Consider the following 22,316-nt stretch of genomic DNA (forward strand, 5'->3'; position numbering starts at 1 on the left):
TACCCACAGGTAGCAACAGGCGGGAAAGAGTCATCCCCTCCCCGCCTGCTTATCCCTCAGGCAGGCCTATCCCGCTTGATAAAGACATAAAAAAATCCCCGCCAATTGGCGGGGATTTTTATTGGAACGGTATCAACGTCCGTCAGCAAGAGCGATCCGCTTAGCTGGCCTTGCGCAGGATCTGCTCAAGGTAGCGGGCGAAGTCGTGACCGTGATGCTCCAGCAGTTTCGGGAACATGGAGATGGAGGTCATGCCCGGGAAGGTGTTGATCTCGTTGAGCAGGATCTCGCCCTCCTCAGTCAGGAAGAAGTCGATACGGGAGAGGTGAGTCAGTTTCAGCTGACGGAACGCCTTGAGGGCGTACTCGTGAATGGCGTCAGCCTGAGCCTGGGTCAGCCCTTCGGCACGCAGTGCAGTCTCGGTATGGCTGGCGCTGCTGTACTTCTCTTCATAGGTGTAGAACTTGTCCTGCGGCACGCAGATCTCGCCCGGATAAGTCGCCACCAGCTCGTCACCATACTGGTAAACAGCCACTTCCAGCTCGCGCGGCTTGACTGCTTTCTCGATCAGAACCTGCTCGGAGTAACCGAAGGCATCGGCAATGCCCTTCACCAGATCCGCTTCGTTGCTGGCGGAGTAGCAGCCAACGGAAGAACCCTGGGAGGCTGCCTTGATAAAGACCTTGCCCCACTTGGCCAGTGCCGCTTTCGCCTCAGCCAGAGCCGCATCGCCCTGCTCGGTCAGGAACAGGTAAGGGGTGTTGGGGATACCGATGGCGGAGAGCCACAGCTTGGTGGTGATCTTGTTGAAGCAGATCTTGCTCGCTTCGGCGTCGCAGCCCAGATAGGGCAGGCCAGCCAGCTCGAGGAAGGATTGCAGATCGCCGGTCTCGCCCGGGTAACCGTGGATGCAGGGCACCACGTAGTCTACCGGACGGGCCACGCTGTCAAACGAGAGCAGCTTGTCCAGCCCCAGTTTGCACTCGCGACCATCGGCGCTGAGCCAGCGGTCGGCAAACATCTCGACGCGGGTCACTTCGACGCCGGGCAGGAGAGCGAGTTGTTTTTCGAGGAAATTGGCGCTGCGCAGAGAGACTTCGTGCTCGGAGCCACCGCCGCCGCACAGCAGCAAGACATGCATGTTCTTCATTAGATGTGATCCCTTGGGAGAAGCGGCTTCGTCATGACCATTCAAAAACCACCGCATTCAAAACCGGACGAAGCCAGATACGAACATAAGTGCGCGCCAGTGTAGCAAGGGAGACAAACCCTTGTCAGCTGATGGCTGCCCTGCCAGCCACATCTTGCGGTGAAAAAGGGCGCCCTGTGTCAAAAACCGCGCAGCCCCATGGGTCAGCGAGGGGGATCGACCCGTCCCATGCCGCTGCCATTGATGCGAAACCAGCCGGCAATGCTGTAACGCTCCTGATTGGCGGGCAGCACTTCGTGGGGAAACTCTTCGGAGAGGAAGATCACCAGCCGCCCCCCTTTGGGGCTCACATCCATCAAGAACTGCTCGTCGTTGTCATAAAAGCGCAGGACGCCGCCCGCTTCGGGTTGCCAGTCGTTATTGAGGTAGAACACCGTCGTCAGGCGCCGGTTGGAGCGACCGGCAAAGGCATCGCGATGGGTCGCGTAGAAGTCGCCGCTACGATAACGGGCAAAATGTGCTTCATAGTCGAACAATCCCAGCATCAACATCCGGTTGGCGGCCAGACGCAGCGCCTCCATGCGGGCGAGATAATCGGCGACCGGCGCCCCGAGCGACGGCTCCAGCCAATAGATCTGGTCGCGGCGGATCTCGCTGTTGCCTTGATGGAGCCCTTCACGGCCGATCCCGGCCGGTTGCCACTCCTCTGGCAGACACCCTTTGAGGGCATCCACCTCTGCGGCAGTTAAAAAATCGTCCACTATCACCCAACCTCGGGTGTAGATGGCATCCATGACGGCTTGATAGTCCAAGATTGACTCGCAACATGTGGAAAAGAGAGCGCTTTTTAGCGGCTTCCCGCTAAAGGCACAAACCGGTTTGCTTCTCTTGAGAAGTCCCACCATCAATACCCGATTTGGCAGGCCGCGCCCCCTTTTTCCGGGTCGATTGTGATCCTGCCCTCACCCGGTGCGTAATGGAGGAGAAAAGTGTGAGCCGCCCCCCATTGCATCGGTGTCCGTTAACGTAACGCCTTGCCGTTAAAAGAGCCAAGCGATACCGTAGCGACCATGGGAATACCCCCTTTTCCTCCTGCAAGCACACTGTGCAACTTATGTACAATCAACGACATGCAATCAACAAAAGGATGATGTGATGCCTCTGCCCGACCTGACACTGCAACAACTGGATGGCACCCCCTACCCGCTCGCCCAACTGGCCGGCAAGGTGATCCTGGTGGTCAATGTGGCCAGCCGCTGCGGTTTTACCCCCCAATACGAGGGGCTGGAAGCACTCTATCGCGAGCTGGGGCCCGAGGGGCTGGAGATCCTGGGTTTCCCCTGCAACCAGTTCGGTCAACAGGAGCCGGGGGATGCCGAGGAGATCGCCCGTTTCTGCTCCTTGGACTACCAGGTTACCTTCCCCATCATGGCCAAGTGCGATGTCAACGGCGAGCAGGCCCACCCGCTCTATCAGTGGCTCAAGAAGGAGAAACCGGGGCTGCTGGGGTTGGAAAACGTCAAGTGGAACTTCACCAAATTCCTGATCGACCGTGACGGCAACGTGGTGGAGCGGTTTGCTCCCACCACCAAGCCGGAGAGTCTGGTCGCCCCCATCCGCGACCTGCTCTGATTGCTGTTTGCGGCACATAAAGAGCGGCCGGTGCGACAGCTACTGCGCACCGGCCGCTCTTTTGCTATATTACGCCCCCGTTATCATTTCCATATCGTGGCTGGCGCCCGCGCCGGTCATCCGCTGAGCCAAAGGCTCACCAGAGGAGTTTCTCTCGAACATGTCATTCAACGAACTGGGTCTCTCCCCGCACATCCTGCGGGCCGTCAAGGAGCTGGGTTACGAACAGCCAACCCCCATCCAGCAGCAAGCCATTCCGGCTATTCTGGCTGGTCAGGATGTCCTCGGCGGAGCCCAGACAGGCACAGGCAAGACAGCCGGTTTCACCCTGCCCATGCTGCAACTGCTGCTGGCCAACCATGGCCGCGGTCGCCGTCAGGTGCGCGCCCTGGTACTGACTCCGACCCGCGAACTGGCCGCCCAGGTGGGTGAGAGCATCATCAAATATGCCCACCACCTGCCGTTTCGTACCCTGATCGCCTACGGTGGCGTCAGCATCAAGCCCAACCTGGATGCCATCAAGCTCGGTATCGACATTCTGGTGGCCACCCCGGGCCGTCTGCTGGATCTGCTGACCCAGGGCGCATTAACCCTGAGCGAGCTGGAAGTGCTGGTGTTGGATGAAGCGGATCGCATGCTCGACATGGGCTTCATCGTCGATATTCGCCGCATCATGAAGGCACTGCCCGCCAAACGGCAGAGCCTCCTCTTCTCTGCCACCTTCTCCAGTGAAATCAAGGCACTGGCGGACGATCTGCTGAACGACCCCACCCTGATTGAGGTCGATCCCAGCAACACGGCTGCCGAACAGGTGACCCAGCGCATCATTCAGGTCGATCGGGAGCGGCGCCGCGAGCTGCTCTCTCACATGATTGGCCGTGGCAACTGGCAGCGGGTGCTGGTGTTTGTCCGCACCAAGCAGATCGCCGATCGCCTTGCGCATCAGATGCAGAAAGATGGTCTCGACACAGTCGCCATTCACGGTGACAAGAGTCAGGGGGCCCGCAACCGGGCGCTGGCCGATTTTCGGGAAGGCAAGGTGCGGGTGCTGGTGGCAACCGATATCGCCGCCCGTGGCCTGGACATCGATCAGCTGCCCCACGTGATCAACTTCGAGCTGCCGCAAATGGCGGAGGATTACATCCACCGTATCGGCCGTACCGGCCGTGCCGGTCGCGGTGGCGAGGCCATCTCGCTGGTCAGCCATGATGAGTTGGGTCAGCTCAAGGCGATCGAGGCCCTGATCGGTCAATCCCTCTCCGTGGAGATCCTCGAAGGGTATGAGCCGAGCGGCAAGCCAAGCCGCCAGACCCTGCCCGGCAGCAAGCCGGTGCAGAACCCGCCGCGCGCCCGTGGCGCAGCCAATGCCAAGGGTGGCAAGGGCAAACCGGCAGCAGGCAAGGGCAAAGCCAAAGGCGATACCGCCAAGAAGCCTGCCCCGGCCCGCAAACGGGAAGTGGTAGGCGAGGATGTCGGATTTACCCCGATGCGCCGTCTGCCAAGGGCCCAGCGCGACAGCTATCAGGATAGCGACGACGAGTAATTCGTCCCGTGCTTACACCAGACTGGTTGGCCAAACAGCTGATTGACCAGACAAAGGGAGCCTCGTCGGCTCCCTTTGTGCTTTTGGCGATCGGGTAAAGCCCTACACCAGTGAGTGGCGTACTCCGGGGTGTTTACCATCTGGGTGCTTGCCATGCTGCAACGCAGGCTCGCTGCCATCAGCCGGATTGTGCTGCAAAAACTCGAACAACCCGGCCTGCATATTGACGTTCCAGAAGCGCCCCGCCAGCGTCAGAACCAGTTGATCGCCTGCAAGATCGGCCAGCCCGTGTTGCCGCCAGGCGTCGAACAGCGGCATCAGATGGCTGCGCAGTGAGGCTGGCAGGCGCGTCAGTGCCAACACGCCACTGTCGAGGGCGCCACGCAGCAGAGCATCCATCCGCGCATTCGGATTGCGCCCCATCACCATGCCGGGCGCCCGAACTCCCTTCTCCTGCGCTTCGTGCCACTGGGCCAAATCCCGCCCGTACATCACGCCATGGCCATGGATAGAGCCCCCGGCTCCTGCACCAAAGGGGAGGATCTCGGCGCCGCGCTTGGCCATCTGGTTATAGCGACTCTGCTCGGCTGGAGTGCGTCGCCAGTGACTGCAGGAGAGTCGCTCCCAACCATGCTGTTCCAGTTGTTGACCGCCGTAAGCGTACATGGCGGCCCGCTGCTGGCCATCGGCAGCCCAACCCAGCTTGCCCTGCTGCCCGGCCCTATCCAGATTGGTGCCCGGCATGGCGATAAGCTGGTAGAGATCAACCCCGTGCACGCCGCTCGCCATCACATCCGTGATGTCCTGCTGCCACACGGCATCATCCTGACCAGGCAGACCGAAAATAAGATCCGCCACGATCACTGCCGCATCATCGCGAGTCAGCTCACCAAGGCGGGTCAGCAGGGTCTCCCTGTCATCGATCCGCGCCGCCTGCTGGCGCACACAGGTATCAAAACTCTGCACCCCGAACGAAAAGCGGTTGAAACCGCCGCCCAGCGCAGCCTGCCACTTGGCATCGTCAAAACCGTTGAGGCGCCCCTCAAGGGTCACCTCGGCATCGGCCGTCAGGGGAAAGCGCCGGATCATCCTGGCCAGCATTTCCAGCTCATCAGCACTCATATCGGTGGGGGTTCCGCCCCCGACATAGACGGCCGAGAAGGGGCGGCTTTGTACCAGCGGCGTCTCTGCGGCCCTGGCAAGCGATGCGCACAACCCGTCGACATAGCGGCTGATCCGCGCCGGATTGGCGCCATTTTCGAAGAAATTGCAGAAGCTGCAGCGCTTGCGACAAAACGGAATATGGAGATAGAGGGCGCGCTCTTCGGCATCGCTCTCTTGCTGCCACCATTGTTGCCATTGGTGCTCATCGAGTGACAAGGGGCGGATCCCTCCCCGACTGGCATGTGCCGAGGTTTTGGCACTGAAGGCAAACTTGAGAGGATCCGGCGAAGCCACGCCGGTCATGGAAGGAGTTAGATGGATCATGGTGATGACTCGCAAATAACAGCAATGATAATTATTATCACTCGCGTGTTTTTGAGCAGGATCAACTCTTGGTGCCACTCAATCTGAAATTGCCCTGTTGGCAACCTCTATTACCGATCTGCTTAACAGATTATTTACTCAAGAGTGACTAAAGTGTGCCGATAGGAAACTGTCTCCCCGCCTCTCCTTGTCTACGCTCAAGATGAAACGGGAACCAATAAAAACAGATAAAGGGCATGGGATCGGCCACTATGCATAACCTCTCACTGAACTGGAAAATCTTTCTCCCCCTTGCGCTGGTCATCAGCTCCACCTTTGCCCTCTGCTTCGAGCTCTCTGCCTGGTTGCAACGGGATCTCGCCATCCGCATGGCGGAAGAGAAGGTAGAGAGCGCCGCCAACACCTACATGGATCAGCTCAACGTATTGATGATGACCGGTGGCATGGCCAACCGGCAGATAGTGCAAACCAAGCTCAAGAGCGAGGCCGGGATTGTTGAAGCCCGTCTTATCCGTGCCCCCGCCGTCAGCAATCTGTTTGGCCCAGGCCATCCCGACCAGAAAGCCCAGGATGCCCTCGATGAACGCGCCATTACGAAGGGGGATATCATCCTACAACAGCAGGGCAACCAGCTCACCCTGATCAAACCGTTCAAGGCCTACAAGGAGTATCGCGGCACCCAGTGCACCAGCTGCCATCAGGTGGATGAGGGAACCGTCATGGGAGCGGTCAGGATCAGCTATGACCTGACCCATACCTTCGACGATATCCGCCACAACAACTTTATTCTGAGCGGATCTCTGGCGGCTGTTTTCGGTCTGGGCTTCGGCCTGCTCTGGTGGGTGCTGCAGCGCTACGTCAAACGGCCGCTGCGCCAGTTGCAACTCACCATGATCCAGATGGCGAAAGAGCGTAACCTCGCCCTCCCTCTCGTCAACAACAGTCAGGACGAGCTGGGTCAGATGACTCGCGCCGTCAACGACATGGTGCAGGGCTTCCGCCACAGCTTGCAGGAGGTGGAAGGAGCGACGCACCAGCTCTATCAGGAGTCGAGCCAGATCCGCCAGGTCGCCACCCAGACCGAAAACTCGGCCCGTCAGCAGGAGGGGATGACCACCCAGGTGGCGGCCGCAGTGAGCGAGCTCGCTGCCAGCTCCCACGAAGTACGTGAGCATGCCCGCCACAGTGCCGAGCTCTCCGCGCTCACCAATCAGGATGCCGCCAATACCAGCCGTCTCGCCCAGCACTCCATCACCGACATGGGCGAGATGTCGACCGAAATCGACAGGGTGGATCAGGTGATCCAGCAGCTCGACAGCCGCTGTCTTGCCGTGGATGGGGTATTGGAAGTGATCAAGGGGATCGCCGATCAGACCAACCTGCTGGCCCTCAACGCCGCCATTGAGGCCGCGCGAGCCGGCGAGCAGGGACGCGGTTTTGCCGTGGTGGCCGACGAGGTGCGCGCCCTCTCCAACCGCAGCCGCACTGCCAGCGAGGAGATCTCCCAGATGATCGCAGCCTTGCAAAAAGAGGCCCAGAGCGCCGTTACGGTGATCGGGGATGCAAAAACCAAGGCGGACGAGAGCATCAGCAAAACCGAGGCGACCCTGGCCGCCATGCAGAACATCATTGAACGCATCGCCCGGATCAATAATCTCAATGCCCAGATGGCCCAGTCAGCCGAAGAGCAGGACAGGGTCTGCAACGAGGTGGACCACTCGGTGAACCAGATCCGCAACACCTCCAACGATACTCTGGGTCAGGCTCATTCTGCCAACCTCGCCAGTATTCAGCTGGTCGAGCAGTGCCAGAAACTGGAAGCCCTGCTCAAGACCTATCGCTGGTAACCCAGCTCCGACAACAAAAAGCGCGCCTGTGGCGCGCTTTTACTTTGTATCAATTCCTAGCTGTATCAGCTCACGGACATATCCGTCTCAGCGGGCGTTGCGGGTGGCGACCGCATCGGCCAGATTGCGCAGCAGGGTTTCGGTATCTTCCCAACCAATGCAGGCATCCGTGATGCTCTGACCGAAAGTAAGCTCGCAGCCCTCGACCAGATCCTGACGCCCTTCCACCAGATGGCTCTCCACCATCACGCCAAATACAGCCTTGCTGCCGGCGCGCAGCTGATCAGCCACATCGTCCGCCACGACCATCTGGTTCTTGAACTGTTTGCTGCTGTTGGCGTGACTAAAGTCGATCATCACCTTTTGCGGCAGACCGGCCTTCTCCAGCCCCTTCACCACCTCGCTGACATGGGCTGCGCTGTAGTTAGGTTCACGGCCACCACGCAGGATGATGTGACAATCCGGGTTCCCTTTGGTTGCAACGATGGCGGAGTGGCCATACTTGGTGACCGACAGGAAGTGATGGGGGGCACTGGCAGCACCGATGGCATCGATGGCCACCTTGATAGTGCCGTCGGTACCGTTCTTGAAGCCCACCGGGCAAGAGAGACCGGAAGCCAGCTCACGATGCACCTGGGATTCGGTGGTACGGGCGCCGATCGCCCCCCAGCTCATCAGATCCGCCACATATTGCGGCGTGATCATATCGAGGAATTCGGACGCGGTCGGCAGCCCCATGTCGTTGAGATCGAGCAGCAGCTTGCGACCCAGGCGCAGACCGTCATTGATCTTGCAGCTGTTATCGAGGTACGGATCGTTGATGAGCCCCTTCCAGCCCACGGTAGTACGCGGCTTTTCGAAGTAGACCCGCATCACGATCTCCAGCTGACCTTTCAGCTCGTCGCGCAACGCTTTGAGGCGCTTGCCATATTCGATGGCGGCAACCGGATCATGAATGGAACAGGGGCCAATGACCACCAGCAGACGGTCATCTTCACCATTCAGGATACGGTGGATGGCCTGACGGGAATCAAACACGGTCGATGAGGCGGTCTCGGTCGCCGGAAACTTCTCAAGCACCGCAACCGGAGGGAGTAACTCTTTGATTTCACTGATACGAACGTCGTCGGTTTGATGCTGCATGACAAGGCTTCCTGCTAGATAACTGAGATTAAGAAATCTCAACATAGCCCGCAGTCGAGTTGGTGTAAATAGAAAATTACATCACTAAAGAAAGTTTTTTTAACCTGCATCTTGCAAGTTAATGAAATACTGCTAACTGCTAACTGCGAACGTGCCGGAGATAAAAAGGCCCGCACAAGGCGGGCCCCATCATGTTGGAGGGATTAATCGCGCTGGCTGATGCTGGCCAGTTTTTCGAAGTAGTCCGGGAAGGTCTTCGAGGTGCACTTGGGATCGTTGATAGTCACCGGCGTATCGGACAGTGCCACCAGCGAGAAGCACATGGCAATCCGGTGATCGTTATAGGTATCGATCTCGGCGTGCTTGAGCTGCGTTGGCGGGATCACGGTAATGAAGTCACGCCCCTCCTCCACTTCTACGCCCAGCTTGCGCAGCTCGGTCGCCATGGCATGCAGGCGATCGGTCTCTTTCACCCGCCAGTTATAGATATTGCGAATGGAGGTCGGCCCCTCGGCAAACAGCGCCGCAACCGCGATGGTCATGGCAGCATCGGGAATATGGTTCATATCCATATCGATGCCGTGCAGCGGCGCCTGCTCCGCTTCGATAAAGTCATCACCCCAGGTGATGCGCGCCCCCATCTTCTCCAGTACGTCGGCGAAATGGATATCGCCCTGAATGCTGTGCTTGCCGATGCCGGTGACCCGCACCTTGCCCTTGATGGCGCCAGCCGCAAGGAAGTAGGAGGCGCTGGAAGCATCCCCTTCAACCAGAAAATCCCCCGGGCTGATGTAGGTCTGGTTGCCCTTGATGTAAAACAGCTTGTAGTTGTCGTGCTCGATGACCACCCCGAACTGCTTCATGATGTGCAGGGTGATATCGATGTAGGGCTTGGAGACCAGCTCCCCCTTGATATGGATGCGGGTGTCGCCAGCCGCCATGGGCGCAGCCATCAGGAAGGCGGTCAGGAACTGGCTGGAAACGGAACCATCGACATGGACGTCGCCGCCCCACAGCCCCTTGGCATCCACCACCAGCGGCGGAAAACCATCTTTTTTCAGGTACTGGATATGAGCGCCCGCCTCACGCAGGGCATCAACCAGATGGCCGATGGGACGCTCTTCCATGCGCGGCTCACCGCCCAGGGTGTACTCACCGGAGCCCAGACACAGCGCGGCACAGAGCGGGCGCATGGCAGTGCCAGCATTGCCAAGGAACAGATTGATCGGCTCTTTGACGGCAAAACTGCGGCCAAGGCCTTGCACGGTGCATTCGGTCTTGTCGGCAGAGAGTTTGTACTTGACCCCGAGCTGGGTCAGTGCCGCCAGCATGTGACGAATGTCATCGCTGTCGAGCAGGTTGGTCAAACGGGTAGTACCACGGGCCAGTGCCGCCAGCAGCAGCGCCCGGTTAGAGACACTCTTTGAACCGGGCAGATTGACCTCACCGGCCACACGAGAAATGGGTTCCAAACGCAACGAATTCATAGACTTCCTGTGCAATCTCAAATAAATGACCTGACCGGACGTTAACAGTACGCGCCCCGCTCGGCAAGGGCAGCGACAGGGGAAAAACGGGGCTGCACGCTAAGATTCAGTCGTTGTTGAAAAAAAGACGCCGGGCAAGCCCGGCGTCAGGATTAACTGCGGACCGGATCAGCCGTGACGCTTGGCAAACTCATCCATAAAGCTGACCAGCGCCTTCACACCCTCCAGTGGCATGGCGTTGTAGATGCTGGCCCGCATGCCACCGACGATGCGGTGACCTTTGAGCGCCAGCAGGCCAGCAGCTTCCGATTCGGCCAGGAACTGCTTGTCCAGCTCGGCATTTTTCAGCTGGAACGGGATGTTCATCCGCGAACGGCAGCTGACATCCACCTGATTGCTATAGAAGCTCGATTGATCGAGATAGTCGTAAAGGAAGTCGGCTTTCTCCTTGTTGCGCGCTTCCATCGCCGCAAGGCCACCCTGTTCCTTGAGCCACTCGAACACCAGACCGGCCAGATACCAGGCGTAGGTGGGCGGTGTATTGAACATGGAGTCGTTCTTGGCGGTGAGCTTGTAGTCGAAAATCGACGGCACATCGGCTCTGGCCTGATCCAGCAGATCATCGCGCACGATGGCGATGGCGAGCCCGGACGGGCCGATATTTTTCTGGGCACCGGCATAGATGATGCCAAAGCGGCTCACATCGATGGGACGGGAGAGGATGGTCGAGGAGAGATCCGCCACCAGCGGTACATCACCGGTTGCGGGGATCTCGAACATCTCGATCCCTTCAATGGTCTCATTCGGGCAGTAGTGCACATAGGCGGCATCAGAGCGAAACGCAGGTGTCGGCAACAGGTGTGTAATCCCCTGCTCGTTTTTGGCAACCCCTTGCCAGGTCTGGATGTCGCCGTACTTTTGCGCCTCATCCACCGCCCCTTGCGACCAGACACCGGTCAGCAGAAAATCGGCCTTCTTGTTGGCGCCGCCCAGCAGGTTCATGGGCACGGCGGAGAACTGACCCCGTCCACCCCCATGCATGAACAGCACCTTGTAGTTGTCCGGCACCGCCAGCAACTCGCGCAGATCGGCCTCGGCCTTCTCGGCGACCGCCATGTAGTGCTTGCCGCGGTGGGAAAGCTCCATGACCGAGGCTCCCAGCCCCTGAAAATTACAAAATTCGCGCTGGGCGCGCTCCATGACTTCAACCGGCAACATGGCGGGGCCGGCGCAGAAGTTGTAAACCTGTTTGCTCATGACGCTTTCCGTGAGTGGATGAGTGTGATCGATGACTTGTCAGGTTTTACACAAGAGCAGCCAGCGGATCAAAGGCTTTTTGGGAGCTGGCTCAACCTTTTACCGTCACTCTTGCTCCCCTTTTCAGTAGAAAAAGCCCTGAACGGGTCAGGGCTTGCAGAGAACATGCGCAGAAATGGTCAAGAGACCGCATAAACGGGTTGCCCCTGCCCTTTCCGACAAATTTACACCTTGGCGGTAAGCTCGGGCAGCAGGGTGAAGAGATCGCCCACCAGACCGTAGTCGGCAACCTGAAAGATGGGCGCTTCGCTGTCCTTGTTGATGGCCACAATCACCTTCGACTCCTTCATCCCCGCCAGATGCTGAATGGCACCAGAAATGCCAACCGCGATATAGAGCTCGGGAGCGACCACCTTGCCAGTCTGGCCAACCTGCAGATCGTTGGCGACGAAACCCGCATCGACGGCAGCGCGCGATGCGCCGACCGCCCCCCCCAGCTTGTCGGCCAGCGCCTCAATCAGGGCAAACTGCGCCTTGGAGCCAAGGGCTCGGCCACCTGAAACCACCACGCGCGCAGCAGTCAGCTCGGGTCGGGGTGATCGCACGGCAAGGCGCTCCATCAGGCGGGTCCGACGGGTCAATTCGGGCACTACCAGACTCTCGACGGGAGCATTGCCTTCCTGCGGAGCCTTGGCAAAAGCCGTCGCCCGCACCGTCATCACCTTGATCGGGGCGCTGCTCGCCACCCGTGCGATGGCATTGCCCGCATAGATGGGGCGCAGAAAGGTATCGCAGCTCTCGATAGCCGTCACCTCGGAGATCATCTCGACCCCGAGCCGGGCAGCGATCTGGGGCAGCAGCGCCTTGCCCATGGTGCTCACCGCCATCAGGCAGTGGCTGTAACCTTCGCACCAGCGAGCCAGCAGCTTGTCGAGTCCCTCCAGCAGACCTTCCGCCAGTGCGGGAGAGTCGGCCAGCAGTACCTTGCTCACCCCGCTCAGCGCAGCCGCCTGCTGGCCCACCTCGCTTATCCCCTGCCCCGCCAGCAGCAGATGCACTTCACCCCCCAGTTGGCTGGCAGCCGTAACCAGGCGGGCGACGTTGTCGGCCAGATGGCCCTGATGATGTTCGGCAATGATCAATACGCTCATAGTACCTTCGCCTCGTGCTTGAGTTTGTCCACCAGCTCATCCACCGAACTCACCTTGATCCCGGCTTTGCGAGCTGGTGGCGCCATCACCCCGAGCAGACGAGTCTGGTTGGCAGGTACAACGGCGAGATCGGCAAAGGGGGCACTCTCCAGCGGCTTGCGCTTGGCTTTCATGATGTTGGGCAGCGATGCAAAGCGCGGTTCGTTCAATCGCAAATCGGCGCTCACTACAGCAGGCAGCGGCATGGCGAGGGTTTCAAGCCCGCCATCGATTTCGCTGGTCACCCGCAATTCGTCTCCTTCCAACCTGATGGCAGAAACGCAGGTAGCAAGCGGCCAGTCGGTCAGGGCGGCCAGCATCTGGGCCACCTGACCGTTGTCCGAGTCAATGGACTGCTTGCCGAGCAGCACCAGATCCGGCTGCTCCAGCTCACACACTTTTTGCAAAGCCCGTGCAACCGTCAGCGGCGCAAGCGTCTCGTCTGTCACATAGTGGCGCGCCCGATCCGCCCCCAGTGCCAGCACATGGCGCAGCTGCTCGGCGGCCGCGTCCGGGCCAAAGGTCACCACCACCAGCTCGCTGGCGATACCGGCCTCACGCAGCCGGACACCCTCTTCCACCGCGATTTCACAAAAGGGATTGATCCCCATCTTCACATTGGCCAGCTCCACATCGGAGCCATCCGCCCTGACCCGGATCTTGACGTTGTAATCCACTACCCGTTTGATTGCGACCAGCAGCTTCATGGGGTCATGCCTCGTCTCTTTGGATTGAATTCATTCACCAGTCCCTACACTTTTGCACCGTGTTTCGCTTAATTTTTTGCTTACAATCACTTTACGTTTACGTAAACTACCATCACTACCCTAGGTCAACTTCGGTGCAGAGGCAAGATGGAACGGGAAGCAATGGAATTTGATGTCGTCATCGTAGGTGGCGGCCCGGCGGGGCTCAGCGCCGCCATCGCGTTGAAACAGCAAGATGCCAACCTCTCGGTCTGCCTGCTGGAAAAGGGCGCTGAAATTGGCGCTCATCTGCTCTCCGGTGCGCTGCTGGATCCCGTCGCCCTCAAGGAGCTGCTGCCACAAAGCTGGCAGCAGGCACCGCTCGGGGTAGCGGTCAGCGACGATCAGGTTCATTTGCTGCAAAACGAGAACCGCTCCCTGCAACTGCCAAGCTGGGCCGTGCCACCACGGATGCACAATGAGGGCTGCCACATCGTCAGCCTCGGCAATCTTTGCCGCTGGCTTGGCCAGCAGGCGGAGCAGCTGGGAGTCGAAATATACCCGAGGTTTACCGCCAGCGACCTTATCATGGAGGCGGGAAGGGTCAAGGGGGTGATCACCGGCGATTTGGGACTTGATCGCGCGGGCAATCCAAAACCGGATCATGTTCCCGGCATGGCGCTCTATGGCCGCTATACCCTCTTTGCCGAGGGAGCCCGCGGCCATCTGGGTAAACAGCTGATAGCTACATTCAATCTGGAAAACACCGCCCAGCCCCAACACTATGCCATCGGTTTCAAGGAGCTGTGGCAGCTTCCCGCTGGCCGGGGCAAGGCGGGACAGGTACTCCATGGCAGTGGCTGGCCTCTTGGCAAGGAAGGAGAGAACCACAGTCACGGCGGCTTCTATCTCTATCAGATGGAGGGAGATCAGGTCTCGGTCGGGCTGATAGTCGATCTCAACTACCAGAATCCCTGGCTCAGCCCGTTTGACGAATTCCAGCGCCTCAAGCACCACCCGCTTATCGCCAACCTGCTGCAAGGGGGTGAGCGCATCAGCTATGGTGCCCGCGCCATCACCAAGGGAGGCTGGCACTCCCTGCCCCGCATGCACTTCCCCGGCGGCCTATTGATCGGTTGCGATGCAGGCACTCTCGACTTTTCCCGTATCAAGGGGATCCACACCGCCATGAAATCGGGGATGCTGGCGGCAAAAACCGTCGCGATGGCACTGCGAGGTGGCGATGAGGGAGGACGGGATCTGGTTCACTATGCCGACGAACTGCACCAGAGCTGGCTGGCACAAGAGCTGGGCGCGGCCCGCAACTTCGGCGCAGCCCTGCATCGCTGGGGCCCCTGGCTTGGTGGCACCTTTAACTGGCTGGAGCAGCGGCTGTTTGGCGCAAACTCGCCCTTCAAACTTATCGATAAGGAGCCAGATTACCGCCAGCTGCGCATGGCCAGCCGCTGCGAGCCCATCCATTACCCCAAACCCGATGGCAAGCTCAGCTTCGACAAACTCTCCTCCGTCTATCTCGCCAACACCAGTCACGACGAGGATCAGCCCTGCCATCTCAAGCTGCAGGATGAGCTGATCCCGGTAAAGGTCAACCTGCCAACCTGGGGAGAGCCCGCCCAGCGCTACTGCCCGGCAGGGGTGTTTGAGGTGCTGGAAACGGAGGGGGCGGCCAAACTGCAGATCAACGCCGCCAACTGCATTCACTGCAAGACCTGTGACATTAAAGATCCCAGCCAAAACATCGTCTGGACACCGCCACAAGGGGGCTCCGGGCCCAACTATCCCAATATGTGAGCTGCAGCTCACCTGTTTCTAAGACGAGCCTGCAACAAAGGGCTCGGATAAAGGGGGCAGGAAGGCAAGGAGAGATGCGCAAGGAGCAGCGCTCAAAACGGGACGAGCTGCTCCGACCTCGCCACCTTGCAGCTGTTTTTTTGAACAAACAGGCTGAATCCCCAATGAATAGCCCCTGACAAGCGCGGCCCGCCCCTGTATAGTTCGCCGCATTCAGGTTTTCCATCGGCCCGATCTGCTTATCCACGGGATCGCCTTCTGCAGCGATCTAAGGCCGCATGACCTGTGCAACCATCCCTGATTACCCATGACTTTTTAAGGGGGGACAGATGATCACCGCCTACATTCTCAATAACAAGGTGCTGGATATAGTCACGCTCGGGCCTGACGACATAGTACCTGACAACACGGTCTGGCTGGATGCCTACAAGCCGGACACGGCAGAACGAGAATGGTTGACGGGCCTGTTCCTGGAAGAGGTTCCCGACAAGGAAGAGCTCGACGACATCGAAGCATCAGCCCGTTTCTACTGGGATACCGATGGTCTGCACATTCACTCCCTGTTTCCCCAGCGGATCGGTCGTGACACCAAGGGTGTCCACGTCTCCTTTACCCTGCGCAACAACCTGCTGATCAGTATTCGGGAAGATGACATCGGGCTGGTACGCCTGCTGCGCCACTATATGCGCCAGGATCGGCTGGAGGTGGAGGATGCCCTCGACATCCTGCTGGAGGTGCAAAACCTCAAGGTAGAGTACCTATCCGACCTTATCGAAGATGGTTACAAGACCTTGGAAAACACCGCCGATCAGATCTTCGAGCCGGATCAGATCAACCCCATGCTCAAGGAGTTGATGGCTCAGGAAGAGGCCAACGGTCAGATCCGTCTCTCCCTGCACGATACCCGTCGCGCCTTGCGCTTCCTCAAGCGCAGCCTGCGCCAGCGCATGAGCCTTGAGCAGAACAAGTGGATCGACGAGATGCTGCACGACGTGGAGTCACTGTTGCCCCACACCCAGTTCCTGTTCGACAAGATCAACTTCCAGCTGGAGGCCTCCATGGGGGTCACCAATCTGGAGCAGAACAAGGTGATCAAGATCTTCTCGGTAGCCGCCGTAATCTTCCTGCCGCCGACCTTGATCGCCAGTATCTACGGCATGAACTTCGGCCGCATGCCGGAGCTCGCCTGGGAGTATGGTTATCCCCTCTCGCTGGTGCTGATGGTGATGTCATCGCTCGGCACCGGCCTCTTCTTCAAGCGCAAAGGCTGGCTATAACGCCGGCAGCACGGCACAAAAAGATTCTCGCATTGGGGGGGGCATGGCCCCCCGATTAATTCCCGCCCCCTCCCTCGCCTTGCAAAGGGCTCGCCTTCGCCCCATATCCTCTGCATCACTTGCACTCTATGAATGGATATCGGGCAACCATGACCCTCTACCCCGAACACCGCTATGACGATCACGGCCAGCTTCGCCCTCCTCTCTGGTTCTGGCCCATCGCCCTGCTACTGACCCGCTCGGTCTGGCTCTTTCTGATGGCTGGCGTCACCCGCCAGAGCGGCAGCGAGATCCTTGAGCTCTTCTACCCCGACAAGCTCACTCTCTATATCAGCCTGCTGACCGATGTGCCCGCCATGCTGGCACTGCTCGCCTGTGGCGGCACCTATCAGCAGACCCGCGGCATTCGCGCCAGACTCAGGCGCCATAGCCCCTTGCTGCTGCTCTGCTCTGCCACCAGCGGCCTGCTGATGCAGCTGCACAGCCTCAACTTGCAGAAGTGGTCGTTCAGCTGGCCCACCGCGCTGGTGCTGGTCGCCAGCCTCTGGGCGCTCTGGTATCTGCTGCGCAGTCGCCAGTTGCGCGAATATGCAGCCGATGAGCCCCACTAACGGGGCTCCGGACACGGTTTGCGAGGTATTCAGTCCTATTGAGGAGTAACCCGGATCTGCAGGGTCTGGCGATCGCTCTGGCTGCCACGCCCGCCCTGCAACTGCGTACCAAGAGTGCTGCCCTGCTGCGCCGAGCTGGTGGATAGCTCCCCCACCGTCAGCCACTGGCCCGGGGCTCCACTGACCTCGGTGGCACTCTGCCCACGATTGATAGTTCCCTGCTCCAACCTCGCCTGCTCGCTGCTCAGCGCAATCTGCACCCGATCGCCAATCAAGGTGGCCGTGGCATAGAGGCCGTTCACCAGCGGCATCATCCCCACTACCGCGCCCCCGTTCCACTGATAGAAGGTGACCGGCTGATAGGAGCCCATTTGCAACAGCACGGGTCGGCCCGAAAGCCCGCGCACCTGCCAGCTGTCGTTCTGGCTGAGCTGGTACTGCTCGGCATTGCCATCGAGCAACCACTGCCGTTTGGCCTCGTCACGACTGATTGAGCCCCCCAGTTGTTGACCGCTGGCGGCACCATCGACCCGCCACTCGATAAGCAGGCTTTGCGGTGGCTGGTTGATTTGCGCCAGAGTCGCCTCGGCTTCCTGCAATTGGTCCGGCGTCCCGCTCAGCACCAGCTGATTGCCCATGGCGCTTACTCCGAGCCGGGGATAGATCTCCTTGAGGGTCTGCACCGCGGCCTGCGCCTCGAATACCGGGATCACCTTCACATCGGCCCACGAAGGTGAGCTCCATATCCCCGCCATACAACAGAGCCACAGCAGCCACCTGCATCCATATCTCGTCACACTGCTCATCACATCTCCTCCTGGACCCGAACCGGCTGTTCGATGATGAACCCCGTCACAGGCAAAAGCCAACCTCCGAGATGCCCCTCGCAACAACCGTGTCATCAGACTCCCGCCCGGGGCGGGTTATCGCGTAAGATACGCCTCATTATGTTGACCAACCGGAACCTCTCATGCTGAAACAGCTGTTGTTACTCCCCCTCGCCCTGCTGCTGGCGGCCTGCTCGCTGACCCAGTACAACGTCAGCGAAGCCGAAATCAACCAGTACCTCAAAAAGCAGGTCTCTTTTGAAAAACAGCTGGGGATCCCCGGCATCATGTCGAGCAAGATCCGTCTTGACGAGATGCAGAGCCGTATCGGCCGCAAGCAACCGGATCGCATCGAACTCGATGCAGCTGGCGACCTGCAGGTAAGCAGCCCCCTTGGCAGCCAGCAGATGAAGGTCCGTTTTGCCCTGAGCGCCCGCCCGGAATATGTCGCCGATCAGGGGGCTATCTATCTGCGTGATCTCGAACTGGTCTCGGTGCAGACCGATCCGGCCAACATTGGTGCCGCATTGACCCCTATCCTGCCTACCTTCAATCAGTCGCTCTCCCTCTTCCTGTCGCAGACGCCGGTCTATCGCCTCGACAGCAGCCGCAAAAACGAAGCGAGGATCAAGGACAAGGTCGAAGATCTCAAGGTGGAACCGGGTCGTCTGGTGATCCCCTTCAAGGTGCTCTGATCAGGCAATTTCTCCCCCCTCACCTTGGTTGTGCAAACCGCCCGGCCTCTTGTCCTGTTCCCCAGACAAGCTGCCGGGCGGTTTTTTGCTTCTCAACCCGGCGCGAACAGAGCATAATGCACACCATTCTCATTTAGATTCGTCATGAGAAGCGTCAATAATAAAACCAATGGTGAAAAGGGACATGAGAAAAACCGTTCTGGTACAGGCCGTTGCCTGTGCTCTGGTGAGTGGCATCGCACACGCAGCCGTCAAGGTTGAAGACAAGACTTTCAACACCGCCGCCAACATGCTGGCCTATACCGAATTTGAACTCTCCGGCGAGCCGCTGGCCGAAGCGCTGGGGCTGGATCTGGACGTGCTGGATGCCAATCGCGCCGATGAGCCGACCCCGTTCGACTTCGCCGCCGGCATCGAATCCTATGAATACTCCGAAGAGGCGATGTACGCCCTCAACTATCAGTCCGGCATGGGCCCCCATCTGGTGAACGGGCCGCAGAACCTGGCCCGTGGCGGCACCATGGCCGATCTCGGCAAACGGGTCATGGCCATGGCGGAGGCAGTTGGCTTCCCGGCTGACGAGATCCCGCAAGGCATGTACCCTCTCTCCCTGCCCTACGCCTCCGCCAACCCGGAGTTTGCCGAGGCTGTGAATACTACTCCGGTCAATGGTGACCAGAGCACCATCAAGACCGCCAAAGGTGTCGAGAAAACTGTCAAGACCCAGGTTCCGGCCTACTTCCGCGACTACACCACCCTGCGCTGGAGCGGCAGTGACAACCTGCTGGTGCCCGCAGCGGTCGGCGGCATTCTGCTCAAAGAGGTGATGTGGTCCCAGGACTTCCTCGGCGGCATGCACGTGGCCGAGAGCGATGAAGAGGTAGAGGCAGCCTCCACCACCATGGATCAGGATGGCAAGCACAAGCTCGGCGTCTCCGCCGCCGACGGCTTCAACGGCATGATGCTGACCGAGCAATCCATCGACAAGCTGACCATCATGCAGAACCAGCTCGGCTTCGATGGCAAGCAACTGGGAGCCAAGATCACCCCGCAGTATGATCCGGCCAAGGGCGTTATCTACTTCCCCCATCAGGTGAAAGTGACCGAGACTCGCAACAACGATGCGGGCGCCATCGGCAAGCTCGACGTAGTGGATGGCTCAGCCCAGCTGCGCGATGCCTGGATGATGCTGTGGCCACTCTCCGAGTTCTACGCTTTCAGCGACCAGCGCACGGCCAACACCAACCAGAATCCGGCCTTCCACGCCGTGTTTGACGGTGAGCCGTTTGCTGCAACCCCCAAGGCCAACCAGACCAATGATCTGGGCAAGGCGGTGGCGGGCAGCGATGCCTTCTCGCTGGCGCTCAACCTCTCCAGCTTCACCTTCAAAAACCTGACTGCCCTGCACTTTGATGGCAAGGCCGGCACTCTGGTAGATAGCTGGCAGGCAGGCAAACAGAGCAAGCACGTCACCACCTTTGACGCAGCTTACGCACTGGTCGCCCTGCAGATCTTCCAGCGCGCTCAGGATGCGCTGCCGGTCGGTTACGCCGCCGGTGACAATGGCGAGCTGAACCTCAAGACCAGGCAGGGTCAGCAGGCGCTTGAGCTTATCCGCAAGCAGGCCGATTTCATCCTTGCCAATCTCAAGGGGAACAACGGGCTGGTACACGATGGTCTGACACTGGGTGGCAAGGTAAACAAGGCGCAATCCGTTGATGCCCAGTTTGCTGCTATCCGCGGCCTGACCGCGGCGTTCCTCGCGACTTCCGATGCCAAGTACCGCACCGCCGCGCGCGAGCTGTTTATCGCCGCTGACAAGGCCTATTTCAGTGCCAAAGCGGGCACCTGGCTGGCTGGCAAACAGGGCGAGTACACCCCCTGGACCCAGGCTGCCATCTCCGGCGCGCTGCGTTCTGCCATGCTGAGCCTGCGCAACGAAGGGGCCGAGAAGGCGCCCGAACTGGAGCTGGCCAAGTTGACCGGTCAGTACGTCAGCTGGTTCCGCGGCACCGTCAACGGCGGCATGCAGATGGCCGAGTGGGTCGGCGACTCCGGCGAGAACGTCATCGAAGGCGCCGGTGGTGACACCGATGAAGATGGCGTACCGCAAGTGACCGCCGCCGGTGGCAAGCACGGCACCGCCATGGTGATGGCCGCCAAAGCGGTGGTCAGCGAGTAATTCGCACCATTCACCCGGATGAAAAAGGGAGCCTTGATGGCTCCCTTTGCGTTACAGCGTCTGACTCTTCATTTCAGGGCACTTCAATTAATTCGCTTGGGTTAACCCAGCTTGTCCAGCATCTCCTTGGTCACCAACACAATGCCCTGCTCGGAGCGATAGAAGCGGCGTGCATCCTCATCCGCATTCTCGCCCACCACCAGCCCGTCTGGCACCTTGCAGCCCTTGTCCACCACCACCCGGCGCAGACGGCAGCCGGTACCGATCTCGACCCCCGGGAAAATGACCGCCTGATCGAGAGTACAGAAGGAGTGCACCCGCACGTTGGTAAAGAGCACCGAGTTGAGCACGAACGAACCGCTGACGATGGTTCCACCGGCAAACATGGAGTTGATGGTCATGCCGTGCTGGCCATTTCTGTCCTGCACGAACTTGGCGGGCGGTGTCAGGGTCTGGCTGGTCCAGATAGGCCAGTTTTGATCGTAAATATCGAGCTCGGGCAAGACGGAGGCGAGGTCCATGTTCGCTTCCCAGAATGAATCCAGGGTACCAACATCACGCCAGTAGGGCTTTTGTCCCTCGCGCGCCCCGACACAGGACATGTTGAAGGGGTGAGCAAAGGCCAGCCCCTCCTCCACGATGCGGGGGATCACATCCATCCCGAAATCGTGTTTGGAGTCCTGGTTTAGAATGTCTTCCTCCAGCAGCTGGTAGAGATACTCCGCCTCGAAAATGTAGATCCCCATGGAGGCAAGAGAGCGATCATCACACCCCGGCATGGCGGGCGGGTTGGCGGGTTTCTCCACGAAGGCGCGGATCTTGCGCTGCTCGTCGATATCCATGATGCCAAAGGCTGACGCCTCGGCGCGCGGCACCTCGATGCAGGCTACCGTGACCTTGGCACCGAGACGCACGTGATCGAGCAGCATGGCGGCGTAGTCCATCTTGTAGATGTGATCCCCCGCCAGCACCACTATGTATTTGGGGCCGTAGTCGCGAATGATGTCGACGTTCTGATAGATGGCATCGGCAGTACCGCGATACCAGTGCACCTCGTCCACCCGCTGCTGGGCAGGCAGCAAATCGATGAACTCATTCATCTGGTAGCGCAGGAAAGACCAGCCTGATTGCAGATGGCGCAGCAGGCTGTGGGATTTGTACTGGGTCACTACCCCCACGCGGCGGATCCCCGAGTTGATACAGTTGGAGAGTACAAAATCGATGATGCGGAACTTGCCGCCGAAATGGACGGCCGGTTTGGCGCGGTTGTCGGTCAACTGCTTCAGGCGACTGCCACGTCCTCCCGCCAACACCAGTGCCATACTCTGGTTCAACAACTGACGTGCTTTGGCACTATTTTCGGGCTCTAACAACATGATTTACCTCTGCCTTGTTTGATCTATTTTCAACCCATCTTCGCCTGTTTCAGTAGCACTGAAAGTGGTTTCACTCACATTTAACCGATCTCAATTGGCCCTTTTATCCGAGT

At 59.4% G+C, this 22,316-nt stretch carries 18 protein-coding genes; 8 read left to right on the forward strand and 10 right to left on the reverse strand.

Annotated features, from left to right (window positions below):
• Positions 1–160 precede the first annotated feature (160 nt).
• The gene (locus NOM67_RS04990) at positions 161–1,150 is read right to left on the reverse strand and encodes a D-alanine--D-alanine ligase (protein WP_043851057.1); all 990 of its coding nucleotides are present in this window, start codon (positions 1,148–1,150) and stop codon (positions 161–163) included.
• A 203-nt stretch (positions 1,151–1,353) separates the two neighbouring features.
• Entirely contained in the window at positions 1,354–1,962 is a 609-nt protein-coding gene (locus NOM67_RS04995) for a 2OG-Fe(II) oxygenase (RefSeq protein WP_209298693.1), read from the reverse strand.
• A 343-nt stretch (positions 1,963–2,305) separates the two neighbouring features.
• Between NOM67_RS04995 and NOM67_RS05000 the strand changes: the two genes are divergently transcribed.
• Positions 2,306–2,782, forward strand: a complete 477-nt coding sequence (locus tag NOM67_RS05000; protein ID WP_255934348.1) for a glutathione peroxidase — start codon at positions 2,306–2,308, stop codon at positions 2,780–2,782.
• A 160-nt stretch (positions 2,783–2,942) separates the two neighbouring features.
• On the forward strand, positions 2,943–4,325 hold the full coding sequence (locus NOM67_RS05005) for a DEAD/DEAH box helicase (protein WP_185227017.1): 1,383 nt from the start codon (positions 2,943–2,945) through the stop codon (positions 4,323–4,325).
• 102 nt (positions 4,326–4,427) lie between these two features.
• Here the strand turns inward: NOM67_RS05005 and hutW are convergent, their stop codons facing one another.
• Positions 4,428–5,813, reverse strand: a complete 1,386-nt coding sequence (gene hutW / locus NOM67_RS05010; RefSeq protein WP_156852623.1) for a heme anaerobic degradation radical SAM methyltransferase ChuW/HutW — start codon at positions 5,811–5,813, stop codon at positions 4,428–4,430.
• A 251-nt stretch (positions 5,814–6,064) separates the two neighbouring features.
• Between hutW and NOM67_RS05015 the strand changes: the two genes are divergently transcribed.
• Entirely contained in the window at positions 6,065–7,660 is a 1,596-nt protein-coding gene (locus NOM67_RS05015) for a methyl-accepting chemotaxis protein (protein ID WP_198037943.1), read from the forward strand.
• A gap of 87 nt (positions 7,661–7,747) precedes the next feature.
• Here the strand turns inward: NOM67_RS05015 and aroG are convergent, their stop codons facing one another.
• The 5 genes from aroG to NOM67_RS05040 all read right to left on the reverse strand — a co-directional run bounded on the left by aroG (position 7,748) and on the right by NOM67_RS05040 (position 13,444).
• Positions 7,748–8,803: a 3-deoxy-7-phosphoheptulonate synthase AroG gene (gene aroG, locus NOM67_RS05020; RefSeq protein ID WP_041207504.1), complete on the reverse strand. Its 1,056-nt coding sequence runs from the start codon at positions 8,801–8,803 to the stop codon at positions 7,748–7,750.
• Between the two features lie 203 nt (positions 8,804–9,006).
• Positions 9,007–10,290, reverse strand: a complete 1,284-nt coding sequence (gene aroA, locus NOM67_RS05025; RefSeq protein ID WP_043851062.1) for a 3-phosphoshikimate 1-carboxyvinyltransferase — start codon at positions 10,288–10,290, stop codon at positions 9,007–9,009.
• 168 nt (positions 10,291–10,458) lie between these two features.
• A complete protein-coding gene (serC, locus tag NOM67_RS05030) occupies positions 10,459–11,547 on the reverse strand; it encodes a 3-phosphoserine/phosphohydroxythreonine transaminase (RefSeq protein ID WP_255934354.1) in 1,089 nt (362 codons plus the stop codon).
• 224 nt (positions 11,548–11,771) lie between these two features.
• Positions 11,772–12,698: an electron transfer flavoprotein subunit alpha/FixB family protein gene (locus NOM67_RS05035; protein WP_156852621.1), complete on the reverse strand. Its 927-nt coding sequence runs from the start codon at positions 12,696–12,698 to the stop codon at positions 11,772–11,774.
• Entirely contained in the window at positions 12,695–13,444 is a 750-nt protein-coding gene (locus NOM67_RS05040) for an electron transfer flavoprotein subunit beta/FixA family protein (RefSeq protein ID WP_156852620.1), read from the reverse strand. The genes NOM67_RS05035 and NOM67_RS05040 overlap by 4 nt, the downstream gene beginning before the upstream one ends.
• 147 nt (positions 13,445–13,591) lie before the next feature.
• Here NOM67_RS05040 and NOM67_RS05045 point away from each other — a divergent pair, with 147 nt between their 5' ends.
• From NOM67_RS05045 to NOM67_RS05055, 3 genes are all read left to right on the forward strand, one after another.
• A complete protein-coding gene (locus NOM67_RS05045; RefSeq protein ID WP_255934357.1) occupies positions 13,592–15,235 on the forward strand; it encodes an electron transfer flavoprotein-ubiquinone oxidoreductase in 1,644 nt (547 codons plus the stop codon).
• A gap of 329 nt (positions 15,236–15,564) precedes the next feature.
• Positions 15,565–16,512, forward strand: coding sequence for a magnesium/cobalt transporter CorA (gene corA / locus NOM67_RS05050; protein ID WP_026456618.1), 948 nt, complete (start codon positions 15,565–15,567; stop codon positions 16,510–16,512).
• Positions 16,513–16,661: 149 nt separating this feature from the next.
• Positions 16,662–17,123, forward strand: coding sequence for a DUF2919 domain-containing protein (locus NOM67_RS05055; RefSeq protein ID WP_043851066.1), 462 nt, complete (start codon positions 16,662–16,664; stop codon positions 17,121–17,123).
• A gap of 35 nt (positions 17,124–17,158) precedes the next feature.
• Here the strand turns inward: NOM67_RS05055 and NOM67_RS05060 are convergent, their stop codons facing one another.
• Complete coding sequence (locus NOM67_RS05060) at positions 17,159–17,929, reverse strand: hypothetical protein (protein ID WP_156852618.1); 771 nt, start codon at positions 17,927–17,929, stop codon at positions 17,159–17,161.
• A 164-nt stretch (positions 17,930–18,093) separates the two neighbouring features.
• Between NOM67_RS05060 and NOM67_RS05065 the strand changes: the two genes are divergently transcribed.
• Together NOM67_RS05065 and NOM67_RS05070 are read left to right on the forward strand one after the other, a co-directional pair.
• Complete coding sequence (locus NOM67_RS05065; RefSeq protein WP_042032329.1) at positions 18,094–18,645, forward strand: lipoprotein; 552 nt, start codon at positions 18,094–18,096, stop codon at positions 18,643–18,645.
• 184 nt (positions 18,646–18,829) lie between these two features.
• A complete protein-coding gene (locus tag NOM67_RS05070; RefSeq protein WP_156852617.1) occupies positions 18,830–20,827 on the forward strand; it encodes a hypothetical protein in 1,998 nt (665 codons plus the stop codon).
• A gap of 101 nt (positions 20,828–20,928) precedes the next feature.
• Here the strand turns inward: NOM67_RS05070 and glgC are convergent, their stop codons facing one another.
• Positions 20,929–22,203, reverse strand: a complete 1,275-nt coding sequence (gene glgC / locus NOM67_RS05075; protein WP_041207494.1) for a glucose-1-phosphate adenylyltransferase — start codon at positions 22,201–22,203, stop codon at positions 20,929–20,931.
• Between the last annotated feature and the right edge of the window lie 113 nt (positions 22,204–22,316).

The organism is Aeromonas sp. SG16 (assembly GCF_024436135.1).
Classification (GTDB): Bacteria; Pseudomonadota; Gammaproteobacteria; order Enterobacterales; family Aeromonadaceae; genus Aeromonas; species Aeromonas jandaei.

What these genes read in the sequence shown, in the direction of transcription:
- NOM67_RS04990 (WP_043851057.1), bottom strand. Translation starts at nt 1,150, where the DNA reads ATGAAGAACATGCATGTCTTGCTGCTGTGCGGCGGCGGTGGCTCCGAG.
- NOM67_RS05000 (WP_255934348.1), top strand. Translation starts at nt 2,306, where the DNA reads ATGCCTCTGCCCGACCTGACACTGCAACAACTGGATGGCACCCCCTAC.
- NOM67_RS05005 (WP_185227017.1), top strand. Translation starts at nt 2,943, where the DNA reads ATGTCATTCAACGAACTGGGTCTCTCCCCGCACATCCTGCGGGCCGTC.
- hutW (WP_156852623.1), bottom strand. Translation starts at nt 5,813, where the DNA reads ATGATCCATCTAACTCCTTCCATGACCGGCGTGGCTTCGCCGGATCCT.
- NOM67_RS05015 (WP_198037943.1), top strand. Translation starts at nt 6,065, where the DNA reads ATGCATAACCTCTCACTGAACTGGAAAATCTTTCTCCCCCTTGCGCTG.
- aroG (WP_041207504.1), bottom strand. Translation starts at nt 8,803, where the DNA reads ATGCAGCATCAAACCGACGACGTTCGTATCAGTGAAATCAAAGAGTTA.
- aroA (WP_043851062.1), bottom strand. Translation starts at nt 10,290, where the DNA reads ATGAATTCGTTGCGTTTGGAACCCATTTCTCGTGTGGCCGGTGAGGTC.
- serC (WP_255934354.1), bottom strand. Translation starts at nt 11,547, where the DNA reads ATGAGCAAACAGGTTTACAACTTCTGCGCCGGCCCCGCCATGTTGCCG.
- NOM67_RS05035 (WP_156852621.1), bottom strand. Translation starts at nt 12,698, where the DNA reads ATGAGCGTATTGATCATTGCCGAACATCATCAGGGCCATCTGGCCGAC.
- NOM67_RS05040 (WP_156852620.1), bottom strand. Translation starts at nt 13,444, where the DNA reads ATGAAGCTGCTGGTCGCAATCAAACGGGTAGTGGATTACAACGTCAAG.
- NOM67_RS05045 (WP_255934357.1), top strand. Translation starts at nt 13,592, where the DNA reads ATGGAACGGGAAGCAATGGAATTTGATGTCGTCATCGTAGGTGGCGGC.
- corA (WP_026456618.1), top strand. Translation starts at nt 15,565, where the DNA reads ATGATCACCGCCTACATTCTCAATAACAAGGTGCTGGATATAGTCACG.
- NOM67_RS05055 (WP_043851066.1), top strand. Translation starts at nt 16,662, where the DNA reads ATGACCCTCTACCCCGAACACCGCTATGACGATCACGGCCAGCTTCGC.
- NOM67_RS05060 (WP_156852618.1), bottom strand. Translation starts at nt 17,929, where the DNA reads ATGAGCAGTGTGACGAGATATGGATGCAGGTGGCTGCTGTGGCTCTGT.
- NOM67_RS05065 (WP_042032329.1), top strand. Translation starts at nt 18,094, where the DNA reads ATGCTGAAACAGCTGTTGTTACTCCCCCTCGCCCTGCTGCTGGCGGCC.
- NOM67_RS05070 (WP_156852617.1), top strand. Translation starts at nt 18,830, where the DNA reads ATGAGAAAAACCGTTCTGGTACAGGCCGTTGCCTGTGCTCTGGTGAGT.
- glgC (WP_041207494.1), bottom strand. Translation starts at nt 22,203, where the DNA reads ATGTTGTTAGAGCCCGAAAATAGTGCCAAAGCACGTCAGTTGTTGAAC.